At 43.6% G+C, this 14,334-nt stretch carries 16 protein-coding genes; 11 read left to right on the top strand and 5 right to left on the bottom strand.

What is annotated here, in order from left to right:
- Positions 1 to 16: 16 nt before the first annotated feature.
- A complete protein-coding gene (locus EFK13_RS19680; RefSeq protein WP_129507209.1) occupies positions 17 to 1,558 on the bottom strand; it encodes a solute symporter family protein in 1,542 nt (513 codons plus the stop codon).
- Positions 1,555 to 1,863, bottom strand: a complete 309-nt coding sequence (locus EFK13_RS19675) for a DUF485 domain-containing protein (RefSeq protein WP_129507210.1) — start codon at positions 1,861 to 1,863, stop codon at positions 1,555 to 1,557. Before EFK13_RS19675 ends, EFK13_RS19680 begins: the two co-directional genes overlap by 4 nt.
- Positions 1,864 to 2,045: 182 nt before the next feature.
- Between EFK13_RS19675 and EFK13_RS19670 the strand changes: the two genes are divergently transcribed.
- On the top strand, positions 2,046 to 2,249 hold the full coding sequence (locus EFK13_RS19670) for a hypothetical protein (protein WP_129507211.1): 204 nt from the start codon (positions 2,046 to 2,048) through the stop codon (positions 2,247 to 2,249).
- Positions 2,250 to 2,285: 36 nt separating this feature from the next.
- On the opposite strand, the gene slrA is transcribed toward EFK13_RS19670, so the two are convergent.
- A complete protein-coding gene (slrA, locus tag EFK13_RS19665; RefSeq protein ID WP_129507212.1) occupies positions 2,286 to 2,444 on the bottom strand; it encodes a transcriptional regulator SlrA in 159 nt (52 codons plus the stop codon).
- A gap of 350 nt (positions 2,445 to 2,794) precedes the next feature.
- Between slrA and EFK13_RS19660 the strand changes: the two genes are divergently transcribed.
- The 4 genes from EFK13_RS19660 (at position 2,795) to galT (ending at position 6,669) form a co-directional block, all read left to right on the top strand.
- Positions 2,795 to 3,466: a TetR/AcrR family transcriptional regulator gene (locus EFK13_RS19660; RefSeq protein WP_129507213.1), complete on the top strand. Its 672-nt coding sequence runs from the start codon at positions 2,795 to 2,797 to the stop codon at positions 3,464 to 3,466.
- Between the two features lie 17 nt (positions 3,467 to 3,483).
- Entirely contained in the window at positions 3,484 to 3,867 is a 384-nt protein-coding gene (locus EFK13_RS19655; protein WP_129507274.1) for a GtrA family protein, read from the top strand.
- Between the two features lie 84 nt (positions 3,868 to 3,951).
- Positions 3,952 to 5,124, top strand: a complete 1,173-nt coding sequence (locus EFK13_RS19650; RefSeq protein ID WP_129507214.1) for a galactokinase — start codon at positions 3,952 to 3,954, stop codon at positions 5,122 to 5,124.
- 3 nt (positions 5,125 to 5,127) lie between these two features.
- A complete protein-coding gene (galT, locus tag EFK13_RS19645; protein WP_129507215.1) occupies positions 5,128 to 6,669 on the top strand; it encodes a UDP-glucose--hexose-1-phosphate uridylyltransferase in 1,542 nt (513 codons plus the stop codon).
- A gap of 69 nt (positions 6,670 to 6,738) precedes the next feature.
- Here the strand turns inward: galT and EFK13_RS19640 are convergent, their stop codons facing one another.
- On the bottom strand, positions 6,739 to 6,984 hold the full coding sequence (locus EFK13_RS19640; RefSeq protein ID WP_064816040.1) for a GlsB/YeaQ/YmgE family stress response membrane protein: 246 nt from the start codon (positions 6,982 to 6,984) through the stop codon (positions 6,739 to 6,741).
- Between the two features lie 513 nt (positions 6,985 to 7,497).
- Between EFK13_RS19640 and qoxA the strand changes: the two genes are divergently transcribed.
- Genes qoxA through qoxD form a run of 4 tightly spaced genes read left to right on the top strand, consistent with a single transcriptional unit; the run spans position 7,498 to position 11,444 of the window.
- Positions 7,498 to 8,463, top strand: coding sequence for a cytochrome aa3 quinol oxidase subunit II (gene qoxA, locus EFK13_RS19635; protein WP_129507275.1), 966 nt, complete (start codon positions 7,498 to 7,500; stop codon positions 8,461 to 8,463).
- 27 nt (positions 8,464 to 8,490) lie between these two features.
- Entirely contained in the window at positions 8,491 to 10,440 is a 1,950-nt protein-coding gene (qoxB, locus tag EFK13_RS19630; RefSeq protein WP_064815845.1) for a cytochrome aa3 quinol oxidase subunit I, read from the top strand.
- A gap of 13 nt (positions 10,441 to 10,453) precedes the next feature.
- The gene (gene qoxC, locus EFK13_RS19625; protein WP_003236031.1) at positions 10,454 to 11,068 is read left to right on the top strand and encodes a cytochrome aa3 quinol oxidase subunit III; all 615 of its coding nucleotides are present in this window, start codon (positions 10,454 to 10,456) and stop codon (positions 11,066 to 11,068) included.
- A 1-nt stretch (position 11,069) separates the two neighbouring features.
- Positions 11,070 to 11,444: a cytochrome aa3 quinol oxidase subunit IV gene (gene qoxD / locus EFK13_RS19620; protein ID WP_129507216.1), complete on the top strand. Its 375-nt coding sequence runs from the start codon at positions 11,070 to 11,072 to the stop codon at positions 11,442 to 11,444.
- A 41-nt stretch (positions 11,445 to 11,485) separates the two neighbouring features.
- Here qoxD and ywcE read toward each other — a convergent pair whose 3' ends face one another.
- Positions 11,486 to 11,749 (bottom strand): spore morphogenesis/germination protein YwcE, encoded by a 264-nt coding sequence (gene ywcE, locus EFK13_RS19615; RefSeq protein WP_003227411.1) that lies wholly within the window; start codon positions 11,747 to 11,749, stop codon positions 11,486 to 11,488.
- Between the two features lie 447 nt (positions 11,750 to 12,196).
- Between ywcE and EFK13_RS19610 the strand changes: the two genes are divergently transcribed.
- The gene (locus EFK13_RS19610; RefSeq protein ID WP_129507217.1) at positions 12,197 to 13,381 is read left to right on the top strand and encodes an FtsW/RodA/SpoVE family cell cycle protein; all 1,185 of its coding nucleotides are present in this window, start codon (positions 12,197 to 12,199) and stop codon (positions 13,379 to 13,381) included.
- A gap of 106 nt (positions 13,382 to 13,487) precedes the next feature.
- Positions 13,488 to 14,237, top strand: a complete 750-nt coding sequence (gene nfsA / locus EFK13_RS19605; protein WP_129507218.1) for an oxygen-insensitive NADPH nitroreductase — start codon at positions 13,488 to 13,490, stop codon at positions 14,235 to 14,237.
- The last annotated feature ends 97 nt before the right edge of the window (positions 14,238 to 14,334 follow it).

The raw sequence follows: 14,334 nt of genomic DNA, 5'->3' as shown, positions 1-14,334 counted from the left end.
TATAAAAGAGAGCTTTTTACTTTTGGTCCATATGAATGCCGGTATGCGCCTTCACCTGTATTTCCGCAAACGTATCTTCATCAACAGTTTTATTAGACGACAGCATCGTTCCGAGCCACGCGCCGAGGAAGCCGAGCGGGATAGAAATAATGCCCGGATTAGAAAGCGAAATGAGCGGATCGCCTGTAAAAATAGCACCTCCGGACGGGTCCCACACACTAGGGCTCATCGACACAAGCACAAGAGCACTGATCAGGCCTGTCAGGCTTCCCCATAAGGCGCCAGAGGCATTGAATCTTTTCCAGAAGACCGTAAACACAATCAGCGGGAGGTTTGCGCTGGCCGCTACCGCAAACGCAAGTGCGACAAGGAACGCGACATTTAAGGACTGTGCAAAAATCGCAAGCAGAATCGAGAGCACTGACACGGCGACAGAAGCCCATCTGGCCGCTTTCATTTGTTCTTTTTCAGTTGCTTCTCCCTTTCTGATAATCTGGCTGTAAATATCATGGGCAAATGCTGAGGCGGCCGACAGCACCAATCCAGTCACGACAGCTAAAATGGTTGCGAAGGCGATGGCTGACACGAACGCGAACAGAAAATCTCCCCCGAGCGCTTTTGCCAAAAGCGGTGCTGCCATATTTCCCGCTTGATCTGCCGCCGTAATTGCGTCAAAACCGACAAACGCAGCGGCGCCAAAGCCGAGAAACACCGTCATAATGTAAAACACGCCGATAATCCATGTCGCTGACACAACAGATGTCCGGGCCGTCTTGGCATCCTTAACAGTATAAAAACGGATCAAAATATGCGGAAGCCCGGCGGTTCCCAGCACGAGCGCCAAGTTTAACGACAGGGTCTCTACCGGCACCTTGTATTTGTTTCCGGGGTTTAAGAAATCAGCGCCAAGCGGAGTGGCCGTTTTCATTTGCTCAAACATGGTATTGAGATTAAAACCGAATTTCGAAAACACGATGATTGAAATTACGAGTGTGCCCGCCATCAGCAAAACGGCTTTAATAATTTGAACCCAGCTTGTCGCGATCATGCCGCCAAACACAACATAAATGGTCATCAGCACTCCGACAATGAGGACCGCCGCGGTATAATCCAGCCCTAGGAGCAGTTTGATCAGGGCGCCCGCTCCCACGAGCTGGGCGATCATATAAAAAGTAGAGATGGCAATGGTATTGAGAGCTGCGACGCCGCGGATTTTCTTTTCTTTAAATCGAGCCGCAATCATGTCCGCCATCGTATATTTCCCAAGATTCCGAAGCGGTTCCGCCACGATGTACAAGACAACGAGATAAGCCACCAGAAAACCAATGCTGTAAAAAAATCCATCAAATCCATATAGCGCAATCATTCCGGCAATCCCCAGAAACGAGGCTGCAGACATGTAGTCGCCCGCAATTGCCAGTCCATTCTGAACACCGGTGAGCCCGCCGCCAGCCGTATAAAACTCACTTGTCGTTTTCGTCTTCTTCGCGGCAAAATACGTGATGATAAGCGTCAGTCCGACAATCGCTAAAAATAATAGAAAAGCCGTCATATTCATGTCTGTTCACCCTTCAGTTCTGCCTTTAGAGCGCTTACATATCGATCGAAATGAGCCGCCCTTCGGGAATACACCGTACTTAGTATCCAGGTCATGGCAAATTGGGCGATCGCAAACAGCCAAGCCCATGAAACAGCTCCAATTGCCGGCTTATTCAAAAAGGTGAAATAAGATGTCAAAACAGGAAGTGAAAAATAAAAGACAAAAAAGAAAATCGCAGAAGGAACAATAAAAGCGCGTTTCTGTTTTAAAAAAGCCTGAAAAGCCGGAGTTGCAGCAATCTGTTTGTAATCAGCTTTGTACATGGCTATCCTCCTTTTATTCACTAGACGTAAGCAAAAAGGTACACCAATAGGTATGTACAGAAAGTATGATTTATGCGTTGAAGAACATCTAGAGAATGAAAAAAGAAGGAAGTCGTGGAGACAGGACCGCAGATGGATAAAGACAGGCGAAGGTTTTCCAGCTCGGCAGCATATAAACGAGTATGCTTTCAAAACTTCACCGAATGCAGCTTGTTCTCAGCAAAGCGGGTGTTTATAAGAGCCCGGTTATCAATATTCGCATCACCTCTTTATGGCAATGCATGTGCCAAGAGGTGATCGCATCACCGGTTATGTTAGCTGACACACCGTTTGTCCTCAAGCTCGGCGCAGCAATAGAGGATATGGTGAAAACTCAGATCAGATGATAGAAAAGCCAGAGGTAATAGATCCGCCTGCTCGGACTAGTCTTGGCGGACGGTTTTTTTGTGGTGATTCTTTCTCAATGCTGTCTCAGATTCTAAAAACTGCCTCACATCACGAATGCCTAACCCCATGGATCTGGCTTCTTGCATTAACATATGCCAATCTTTGTCCAAATCTTTTTTAACATGAGTTTTCATAGTAACCTCCAATTGTATAAAATGTTTCCTGCAACATGCGGGCAATAAAGACGAGCCGGCGCGATGATGAGGCGAGTACAACAAATTTCACACATAGTTGCTCGGTGTTCACAAACTGAAGGAAAAACCACCTACCTATTCCCTAAAAAAATGACTAATATAACCAATGAATCTTATTTATAATAATAAACAATTAAATACTGACTGGATAGTATGTAATTGAAAATAAATCCATTAGCCTATTAAAAATGACCCCAAGAAACCGAATAGCATAAGCGCTCAAAGAAATAAATACCGCTAAAGATTGATCCGGTGTAAGATAAGGGTAATCATACCGCCTGGAGAAAAATATGAAAAAAAACAAATTTCAAATGAAAAGAGAAGCAACCTTTGAAAGTTTTATAGACGCGGGCTTGAATTTGTTGATTGACCGAGCGTATGATCCGGTTTCTGTAGAGGATATCAGCAGAGCTGCCGGGTACAGCAAAGGAGCGTTTTATGTTCATTTTGTCAGCAAGGAGGATTTTCTGCGGCTTCTCCTCGAAAAACGCCAGATGAAGAAAAAGATCATCATAGAGTATCTTGATCAAAAGGAGCAAATGTCAGTAAAACCGCTGACATTGGACGAGGCTGCAAAACATGCCGCGGAGCTGCTTTATTCCTATTACATAAATAAGCCGTCATGGGACATCACCTCGTTTGCCATGAATATGCCGACATATAAAGTTCTGCAGAAATGCAAGGCCTATGTCCGTCTATACGAATTATGGGTGGAAGAAAATGCGTTATATATTAAGTGGCTGAAGGAGAGGAAGCTGATTGACGCCTGTATTGATCCAGAATATACGGCTAAAATAATATGTGCAGTGCTCGACGGAATCATCAAACAATCGCATGTATTGGGCCAGCCGGCCACATTCCGCACCTTTTTAGACGCACTCTCGGTTTTCATTACTCCAGAAAGAGCGCGCGTGAGGCCAAGAATGTTGAAAAGTTTTTCAGAAAGCGAGGAACATCAGTGAAGTATAGAGAAATGATTATGTATATCATTATGGGGGTTTTCACAACCATTGTGAACATCGCCAGCTTTTATATATTGGTAGAGATCATGGATATGGATTACAAAGCCGCCACTGTCGCCGCTTGGATTTTGTCCGTGCTGTTTGCGTACATCACAAATAAATTATATGTGTTTCAGCAAAAAACACGTGACCTGCAGAGCCTGCTGAAAGAGCTCACTGCTTTTTTCAGCGTTCGGGTTCTGTCTCTCGGCATAGATTTGGGCATGATGATCATTCTTGTCGGCCAGTTCAATACAAATGAAACCTTGGCCAAAATACTCGATAACGCGGTCATTGTTGTCGTCAACTATGCGGCAAGCAAATGGCTCGTCTTTAAAAAGACAAAAGAAGAAGGGGTTTGACCGGAGACGGCAGTATATGATCTAGTCGTTTCGCTGAAGACATAAGGGGAAATAAAAAATAAAAACCATGAAAGGTGATTGCACATGCGGGAAGAGCTAAAGGGGATATTTGCAAGTGTATTCGGAGAAAAAGAGGGATTAAGGTTTTTTTTCGCACCTGGAAGAGTGAATCTGATTGGAGAACATACAGACTATAACGGCGGGCATGTGTTTCCGTGCGCGCTGACAATGGGTACATACGCTGCTGTTGCAGAAAGAAACGACGGGCTTGTCAGGATGTATTCAGACAACTTTAAAGACACAGGCATCAAGGAGTGCAGCCTAAACGACATTCGTTATCAAAAAGAAGACGACTGGGCGAACTATCCGAAAGGCGTCATTTATGAATTTCAGCAAAGGGGATATTCAGTTCCCCACGGCTTTGACATTGTTTTTTCAGGGAATATTCCAAACGGGGCGGGGCTCTCGTCCTCCGCTTCGATTGAGCTGCTGATGGGAGTCGTGCTCCAAAGCTATTTTCACCCTGAAGTGGATGCGCTTGAGCTTGTAAAAATGGCGCAGCATGCGGAAAACGATTTTATCGGCGTTAATTGCGGGATTATGGACCAATTCGCAATCGGAATGGGGAAAAAACATCATGCGATGCTGCTGAACTGCGACACGCTGGACTATGAATATAGCAAACTCGATGTCTCAGGCCTCGCGCTGGTCATCGCGAACACGAACAAAAAAAGGACATTGGCAGACTCAAGCTATAATACGAGACGCCAAGAGTGCAATGACGCGTTGCTTGATCTGCAAAAAGCACTCGACATTGTCTCACTGGGAGACATCAAGCCATCTGATTTCGACACCCATTCCAGCCTGATCCAAAATGAAACGAACAGGCGCAGGGCAAAGCACGCCGTATACGAAAATCATCGTGCCATCAAGACGGCCCGCATGTTCAAAGAGAATAATATAGATGAAATCGGGCGGTTAATGAAGGAGTCCCACCTTTCATTGAAGCATGATTATGAAGTGACATGCCCTGAACTTGACGAGCTTGTGTTTGCGGCGTGGGACCATGAAGGTGTGATTGGCTCAAGAATGACGGGAGCGGGCTTCGGAGGCTGCACCATCAGCATTGTAAAAGATGCGTTTGTTGATGATTTTATCCAAAAGGTTGGAGACAGATATCAAGAAAAGACAGGGCTCAAAGCGGATTTTTATGCCGCAGATATCGGAGAGGGAGCGAGAGAACTAAAGGGGGAGTGACACATGAGTATTGTTGAACATCTGGAACAACTGCTGGAGTATGGACTGGAACGAAAACTGATTTCGATCTGGGATCGGGAATATACGAGAAACCGTCTTTATGAAGCATTGGACATCAAACATCCAGAGCCGGTCTCCCGCACATCCGTCAAGCAGGCACAAAGCCTGCCGGACTTGCTTGCCCCTATTTACAAATGGGCTGCGGAAACCGGCCGTATGGAAGCGGATACAGACACATACCGCGACCTGCTCAGCGCAAAGCTGATGGGATGTTTCGTACCTGCTCCGTCTGAGGTCATTCGCAAGTTTGAAGAGACAAAAGCATTATACGGCCCAAAACAGGCGACAAAGGAATTCTATCAATATTCAGAGGATGTCTATTATATCCGCTCTGACAGGATCGCCAAAAATGTTCATTGGACGGTGCCGACCGATTATGGCGAGCTGGAAATGACCATTAATCTATCAAAGCCTGAAAAGGACCCAAAAGCGATTGCGGCTGCAAAAGAGCAGGCGGAGACAAATTACCCAATGTGTTTGCTGTGTAAAGAAAATGTCGGGTTTGAAGGAAGCGAGAATCATCCAGCCCGCCAAAATCACAGAATGATTCCGGTCATCCTTAAAGACGAAGAATGGTATTTGCAGTTCTCGCCATATGTCTATTATCCAGAGCATTGCATCGTCTTAAAGGGCGAGCATGAACCGATGGAGATCAGCAGAAAAACATTTGAAAGGCTGCTGTCATTTCTCGGGCAATATCCTCATTATTTTATCGGCTCAAACGCTGATTTGCCGATCGTCGGCGGCAGCATCCTAAGCCACGACCATTTCCAAGGCGGGGCGCACGATTTTCCGATGGCGCGTGCAGAATCGGAAGACGTCTATGAATTAATCGAACATCCCGGCGTGTCGCTGGGCTTAGTGAAGTGGCCGATGTCCGTGCTCAGGCTCCAAGGAGATAAACCGGATCATGTCGCTGAAGCTGCTGAACATATATTCCGCACGTGGCAAACGTATTCCGATGAAAAAGCAGGCATAGCCGCGTATACAGGCGATACGCCTCATAATACAGTCACCCCGATTGCACGGCGCAGGGGAGACTTATATGAACTCGATATCGTGCTGAGAAACAATCGGACGGATGAGGAGCATCCATTAGGAATATTTCATCCTCATCAGGAAGTCCATCATATTAAAAAAGAAAATATCGGCCTGATAGAGGTCATGGGACTGGCGATATTGCCGGGGCGTTTACAGGAAGAAATGAAAGAAACGGCAGCTGCGCTATGTTCTGATGATCCGAAAACAGCTTTAGAACAAAATCCGCTCACAGCAAAACATAAGGAGTGGGCTCTTCGGCTGACGGAAAATAGAACGATAACAAAAGAGAATGCGGATCTAGTTATAAAGGAAGAGCTTGGCCATGTATTCGCGCGGATCCTTGAACACGCCGGTGTATTTAAACAGACACCGGAAGGCAAACAGGCCTTCCGGAGGTTTATCGATCATTTAGACGTTAAACCAGTCAAAAGCCTCAACCGCTAGGGTTGAGGCTTTTTTCGATTTAAGGAAAAACAAACGCCCAAAGCGTATACGCTTCGGGCTATGTCACTTTTATCCTCTTTTTCTGGTTAACAGGCTTACTAGAAATACAACAATCGCTGCGCCGATTATCGCTGGAATGATAGCAAATCCCGCAAGATGCGGCCCCCATGTTCCCAGCAGCCCATGTCCGATCCACGCGCCAATAAGACCCGCGATCATAGACCCAATAATTCCGCCGGGCATATCGCCTTTAACAAACAGGCTGCCAAGCCAGCCGATAATAATAGCGACGATAAGTGAAATAATGAAACTCATCATGCAACACATCCTATTTTGTATTTATTTGCTTATATCATTCCTCTGTTTTGTATAAGATAAACACTTGGATGTTCTCCTGAAAAATAGGAACAGTTCAGAGCATATTGCCGCTTTATTAAGCCTTTTCTTTCAAAATTTGTTGCGTTAAAATGGTAACCGTGTGAAAAGATGCTAGACAAGGAAAAAATAATTCCCTTCTAGAAAGTTTAACAAAATGAAATTTTTGATTGACCTATGTTTTTTATTGTGGTAAACCTTTATTTGTCAGAATTAGTTCTTCATCATCTTTCTTTACTTATATGCGGAAATAACTAGAAACTTTTCATCTTAAGTGATAGATGTGAATAAAGTTGGAGCAATTTTTGTCGATTTTATGACATTTAAGCGAAAATGGGATGAAGTTTAGAAAAAAATAAAGCTAATAAGTGAACTTTTTGATAGCATAACAAAGTAGAGAAAAGATTTTGAGGAAGTATGCACTTCAGATTTATTACATCAATAGGAAGGATGGTGATCTTCTTGTTCAGAGCATTAAAACCGTTGCTTGTATTAGCGCTGTTAACTGTGGTTTTCGTCCTTGGGGGATGCAGCAATGCTTCAGTACTAGATCCGAAAGGGCCTGTAGCTGAACAGCAAAGTGATTTGATCCTGTTATCTATCGGATTTATGCTGTTTATCGTCGGGGTCGTCTTTGTTCTATTTACCATTATTTTAGTAAAATACCGCGACCGTAAAGGCAAAGATAATGGATCTTATAACCCAGAAATTCACGGTAACACGTTTTTAGAAGTAGTCTGGACAGTGATCCCAATTTTAATCGTCATTGCACTTTCTGTGCCAACCGTACAGACGATATATTCGTTAGAAAAAGCTCCTGAAGCAACAAAGGACAAAGAGCCTCTTGTTGTTTATGCTACTTCGGTAGACTGGAAATGGGTATTCAGCTACCCTGAACAGGATATTGAAACGGTCAACTACTTAAACATTCCTGTCGACCGCCCGATCTTGTTCAAAATCTCATCTGCAGATTCAATGGCTTCGCTATGGATTCCTCAGCTTGGAGGACAAAAATACGCGATGGCGGGAATGCTGATGGATCAATACTTACAGGCTGATAAAGTGGGAACTTACGAAGGACGCAATGCGAACTTCACAGGCGAACATTTTGCAGACCAAGAGTTTGATGTGAATGCAGTAACAGAAAAAGACTTTAACAGCTGGGTGAAAAAGACTCAGAACGAGTCTCCTAAGCTGACAAAAGAGAAGTATGATGAGTTGATGCTTCCTGAAAATGTGGACGAATTAACGTTCTCTTCTACTCACTTAAAATACGTTGATCACGGACAAGACGCTGAGTATGCGATGGAGGCGCGCAAACGCCTTGGCTATCAAGCCGTTTCTCCGCACTCTAAAACAGATCCGTTTGAAAACGTAAAGAAAAATGAATTTAAGAAGTCTGATGATACAGAAGAATGATATTGATCAGGAAAGGAGGAAGCCCGCATGAAATTGAAATGGGACGAATTTTTCGTAACTGGTGACCCATTAATTCTGGGCGCACAAGTTTCCATTGCGCTTTCAACCATTGCCATCATTGTTGTACTGACTTACTTCAAAAAGTGGAAATGGCTCTGGTCTGAATGGATAACTACCGTTGACCATAAAAAACTCGGAATCATGTATATTATATCTGCTGTAATTATGTTATTCCGCGGCGGTGTCGACGGTCTGATGATGCGTGCCCAGCTAGCGCTTCCGAATAACAGTTTTTTAGACTCAAACCACTATAATGAAATTTTTACAACTCACGGTACAATCATGATCATCTTCATGGCGATGCCGTTCTTAATCGGTCTTATCAACGTTGTTGTACCTCTTCAAATCGGTGCACGCGACGTTGCGTTCCCTTACTTGAACAACCTGAGCTTCTGGACGTTCTTCGTAGGGGCGATGCTTTTCAATATTTCTTTCGTTATCGGAGGTTCTCCGAACGCAGGCTGGACGAGTTACATGCCGCTTGCAAGTAACGACATGAGCCCTGGGCCGGGTGAGAACTACTACCTCCTCGGACTTCAGATTGCCGGTATCGGTACGCTGATGACAGGGATCAACTTTATGGTAACAATCTTAAAAATGAGAACAAAAGGCATGACATTAATGCGTATGCCGATGTTCACATGGACAACACTGATCACAATGGTTATTATCGTGTTTGCGTTCCCTGTACTTACGGTAGCTTTAGCACTTTTATCATTTGATCGTTTGTTCGGAGCTCACTTTTTCACACTGGAAGCAGGCGGTATGCCGATGCTTTGGGCTAACTTGTTCTGGATTTGGGGACATCCTGAAGTATATATCGTTATTCTTCCGGCGTTCGGTATTTTCTCAGAGATCATCTCAAGCTTTGCAAGAAAGCAATTGTTTGGTTACAAAGCGATGGTTGGTTCTATTATCGCCATCTCCGTATTGAGTTTCTTAGTTTGGACCCACCACTTCTTCACAATGGGGAACAGTGCGTCCGTTAACTCATTCTTCTCAATTACGACAATGGCAATCTCAATCCCGACCGGGGTTAAAATCTTTAACTGGCTCTTTACGATGTATAAAGGCCGAATCAGCTTTACAACGCCTATGCTGTGGGCGCTTGCGTTCATTCCTAACTTCGTTATCGGCGGGGTTACAGGGGTTATGCTTGCGATGGCAGCAGCGGATTATCAATACCATAATACGTACTTCCTCGTATCTCACTTCCACTATGTGCTGATCGCGGGTACTGTATTTGCTTGTTTTGCCGGATTTATTTTCTGGTATCCAAAAATGTTCGGCCACAAGCTGAACGAAAGAATCGGAAAATGGTTCTTCTGGATCTTTATGATCGGTTTCAATGTATGTTTCTTCCCTCAATATTTCTTGGGGCTTCAAGGCATGCCTCGCCGTATTTACACATACGGACCAAACGACGGCTGGACAACATTGAACTTTATCTCAACTGTCGGAGCTTTCATGATGGGTGTAGGATTCTTAATCCTTTGCTATAACATCTACTACAGCTTCCGCTACTCTACTCGTGAAATCAGCGGAGATTCATGGGGTGTGGGACGTACGCTTGATTGGGCGACTTCTTCTGCGATTCCGCCGCATTACAACTTTGCGGTGCTTCCTGAAGTCAAATCTCAAGATGCATTCCTGCATATGAAAGAAGAAAAAACTGAATTATACCCTGAAAGCAAATTCAAGAAAATCCATATGCCAAGCAACTCAGGCAGACCGTTCTTTATGTCTGTTGCCTTCGGTCTCGCCGGCTTTGGACTTGTCTTTGAATGGTACTGGATGGGCGTAGTCGGATTGATCGGAGTCCTGCTCTGCATGGTTCTGCGTTCATTCGAATACGACAACGGCTACTACGTTAGTGTTGATGAAATAAAAGAGACGGAAAGAAAGATTTCCGAATAAGGAGGCGTGAGTTATGGAACATGCAGAACACGGCAATTCTAACGCGCCTATGGAATATCAATCTGAAACCGGCAGACTTAATATTCTCGGGTTTTGGATCTTTTTAGGGGCAGAAATTGTGTTGTTCTCAACACTATTTGCAACCTTCTTCGTTCTTCAAAACAGAACAGCAGGAGGTGTCTTACCGGACGAACTGTTTGAAGTCAATCTGGTAATGATTATGACGTTCTTGCTGCTTATCAGCAGCTTTACCTGCGGGATCGCTGTTCATGAAATGCGCCGCGGAAGTTTAAAAGGCGTAGTCATTTGGACAATTATCACTCTTCTTCTCGGCGCCGGCTTTGTCGGTTGCGAGATCAACGAGTTTGTCCACTATGTGCATGAAGGAGCATCTCTCGGTACAAGTGCGTTCTGGTCTGGATTCTTTGTACTACTTGGAACTCACGGAACTCACGTAACAATCGGTATTTTCTGGATTACAGGAATTCTGATTCAGTTGAAGAAACGCGGCTTAACTCCGCAAACTTCATCTAAAATCTTTATCTCAAGCTTGTACTGGCACTTCTTAGATGTTGTATGGATTTTCATCTTTACAGGTGTCTATCTCATGGGATTGGGGGGTCTGTAAAATGGCAAACAAATCTGCTGAACACAGTCACTTTCCATGGAAGCACATTGTAGGTTTTGCACTGTCTATCGTTTTGACCCTGCTGGCTCTATGGGTTGCAGTGTATACTGACCTGAGCTCATCAGCAAAACTTTGGATCATTTTCGGCTTCGCCTTCATTCAGGCGGCGCTGCAGCTTCTCATGTTCATGCACATGACAGAGAGCGAAAACGGCGGTATCCAAGTCGGAAACACGCTGTTCGGATTCTTCGGTGCGATCGTTATCGTACTTGGATCCATCTGGATTTTCGCGGCTCACTATCACCATGGTGACCATATGGACGGAAATCCTCCTGGAGGCGCTAAACACTCAGAGCACTCAGGCCACAACGAATAATACAAAAACCCTCTTCTAACGAAGAGGGTTTTTTGCTGTCCTCAGCTGCTTCGCTTTCTGCGAAGATACGGAAGACCGTAAATGATAAACGCGGCGATATGAGCGACAATGACGTTGACGGCAAACAAGATAATCATGAGAGTGTGTCCGAGTGGAGAAAGGCTTTCTGTTGCGTAAAAGAAGAAGAAGACCCACATTAAGATGATTGGCGGAATAGCTGAGAGTGCGACTTTTTTGTTATCAAGCCATATAAAGAGAGGTGTTGCGCTGGCAACCAATAAATAAGCAAAAAACATGTCCATCATACCCGTCTCCTTTCATTTTGTGATAACGTTTACAAAAATGAAATAGAGGAACTGAGTTGTGTCTTTTTTGTGATTGTTTTTTGAACATTCTGTTACAATTATTATACCATGTTTTCCAGAAATTGATACAGGTTTTTGTGGAATTGGTCTGGACCTATCGTCTTATTTTTAAAGAGACTTTTGGTAGGAGAATGTATTTATGCTGGATCTTTAAAGGTTTTGCATATTCTATATTACAGAACCCTTTTAAATGGGGTTTTTTCATTTGAAAAGTTTTATGTCAATCGAAACATTTCGGTTTATGATACGTCATATTTCGTGTAGCTGAAAAAGCGCCGCAAATGCGCAAAAAACATAAAAGGAAACGAGCTTCACGTGTCATCTTGATCGAGGTTCATGTATAATAAACATTAGTGATTTTCCGATGAAAATGTAAGGCGGGATAGAATGAGTCGATATAAGAAACAGCAAAACCCCTTTTACCAGGGGGATTTGATTTTTATATTTGGTGTGTTTTTTATTATAAGTGTAGTTTCAATTTATGCTGCCGGTCAGTTTGGTCAGTATGGGAACACCGATTGGATACAGCAAATTGTCTTTTATTTTTTGGGGGCTGTTGCTATTACAGTTCTTCTGTATTTTGATTTAGAACAGCTTGAAAAGTTAAGTTTATATATTTTTATCCTCGGTATTTTATCTTTGATTATCCTGAAAATCAGTCCTGAGTCCATTGCGCCGGTCATTAAAGGAGCAAAAAGTTGGTTTAGGATTGGAAAAATTACAATACAGCCGTCAGAATTTATGAAGGTCGGTTTGATTATGATGCTTGCTTCAGTCATCGGAAAAGCCAATCCTAAAGGAGTTCGGACGCTTAGAGATGATATTCACCTCTTATTAAAGATTGCGGGTGTCGCAGTTATCCCAGTTGGTCTTATTCTAATGCAAGATGCAGGAACCGCGGGTATTTGTATGTTTATCGTTCTTGTAATGATTTTCATGTCTGGTATAAATTGGAAATTGATTGCGCTTATTGGTGGATCAGGGATTTTATTAATAACCCTAGTTTTATTTATCATCGTTCAGTTTCCTGATCTCGCACAAAGCGTGGGGATTCAGGAGTACCAAATTAACAGGGTAACATCTTGGATGTCAGATTCAGCGGTTGACACCCAAGAAGCCAGTGATAATGGCTGGCAGGTTGAAAGAGCGATTATGGCAATAGGTTCAGGCGGGATTATAGGAAATGGTATTTCTAATTTAAAGGTTTATGTTCCAGAAAGTACGACTGACTTCATCTTTTCTATAATAGGTGAGTCATTTGGCTTTTTAGGCTGTGCCATTGTCGTCATCATGTTCTTCTTCTTAATCTACAGACTTGTCGTATTGATTGATAAGATACATCCGTATAACCGTTTCGCATCTTTCTTTTGCGTTGGATTTACGGCGTTAATAGTAATCCATACATTCCAGAATATCGGAATGAACATAGGCATTATGCCTGTTACCGGCATTCCGCTGCTGTTTGTCAGCTACGGGGGAAGCTCGACGCTTTCCACGCTGATCGGCTTCGGCATTGTGTATAATGCGAGTGTGCAGCTGACGAAATACAGAAGTTATCTCTTTAATTCTTAATATGCAGACAGCCTTTACAGAGGCTGTCTTTTTTTGTTGCAGAGCAAATCGCTTTTGAGTTCACTTTTTTTCGGATATGATAAAAAGAGATAAGGAGGTTCTTGTGATGAATAACACAATCGAAACCATTTTAAATCATCGGTCGATCCGGTCTTTTACTGATCAGCTTTTGACAGCTGATGAAATTGATACATTAGTGAAAAGTGCGCAAGCTGCGTCTACGTCCAGCTATGTGCAGGCATATTCAATTATCGGTGTTTCCGATCCTGAGAAAAAGCGTGAGCTGTCTGTGCTTGCCGGAAATCAGCCTTACGTTGAGAACAACGGACACTTTTTTGTATTTTGTGCGGACTTGCACCGCCATCAAAAACTGGCTGAGGAAAAAGGCGAAAACATTTCTGAGCTGCTTGAAAATACGGAAATGTTTATGGTCGGCTTGATTGATGCGGCGCTTGCAGCGCAAAATATGAGCATTGCCGCTGAATCTATGGGACTTGGCATTTGCTATATCGGCGGAATTCGGAATGAACTGGACAAGGTGACAGAGGTGCTGCAAACGCCTGACCATGTGCTTCCGCTTTTCGGTCTGGCAGTAGGGCATCCTGCAAATCTATCCGGCAAAAAGCCGAGATTGCCAAAACAGGCTGTCTATCATGAGAATACGTATAATGTGAATGCAGACGATTTCCGCGATACGATGAATGCGTATGACAAAACCATTTCTGATTATTATAGAGAAAGAACAAACGGAAAGCGGGAAGAAACGTGGTCTGACCAAATTCTGAACTTTATGAAGCAAAAGCCTCGTACGTATTTAAATGACTATGTCAAAGAAAAAGGCTTTAATAAAAACTAATGCAAACCTCTCCGATTCGGAGAGGTTTTTATGTTTCACGTGTAACATATTCCGACAAATAGAGACATGCTGTCACAAATAAATGGCGAATGATCGG

Origin of the sequence: Bacillus cabrialesii, from assembly GCF_004124315.2 — a bacterium.
Lineage (GTDB): Bacteria > Bacillota > Bacilli > Bacillales > Bacillaceae > Bacillus > Bacillus cabrialesii.
The sequence above is the reverse complement of the archived record's forward strand: the minus strand, read 5'-3'. Positions and strand labels throughout refer to the sequence as shown.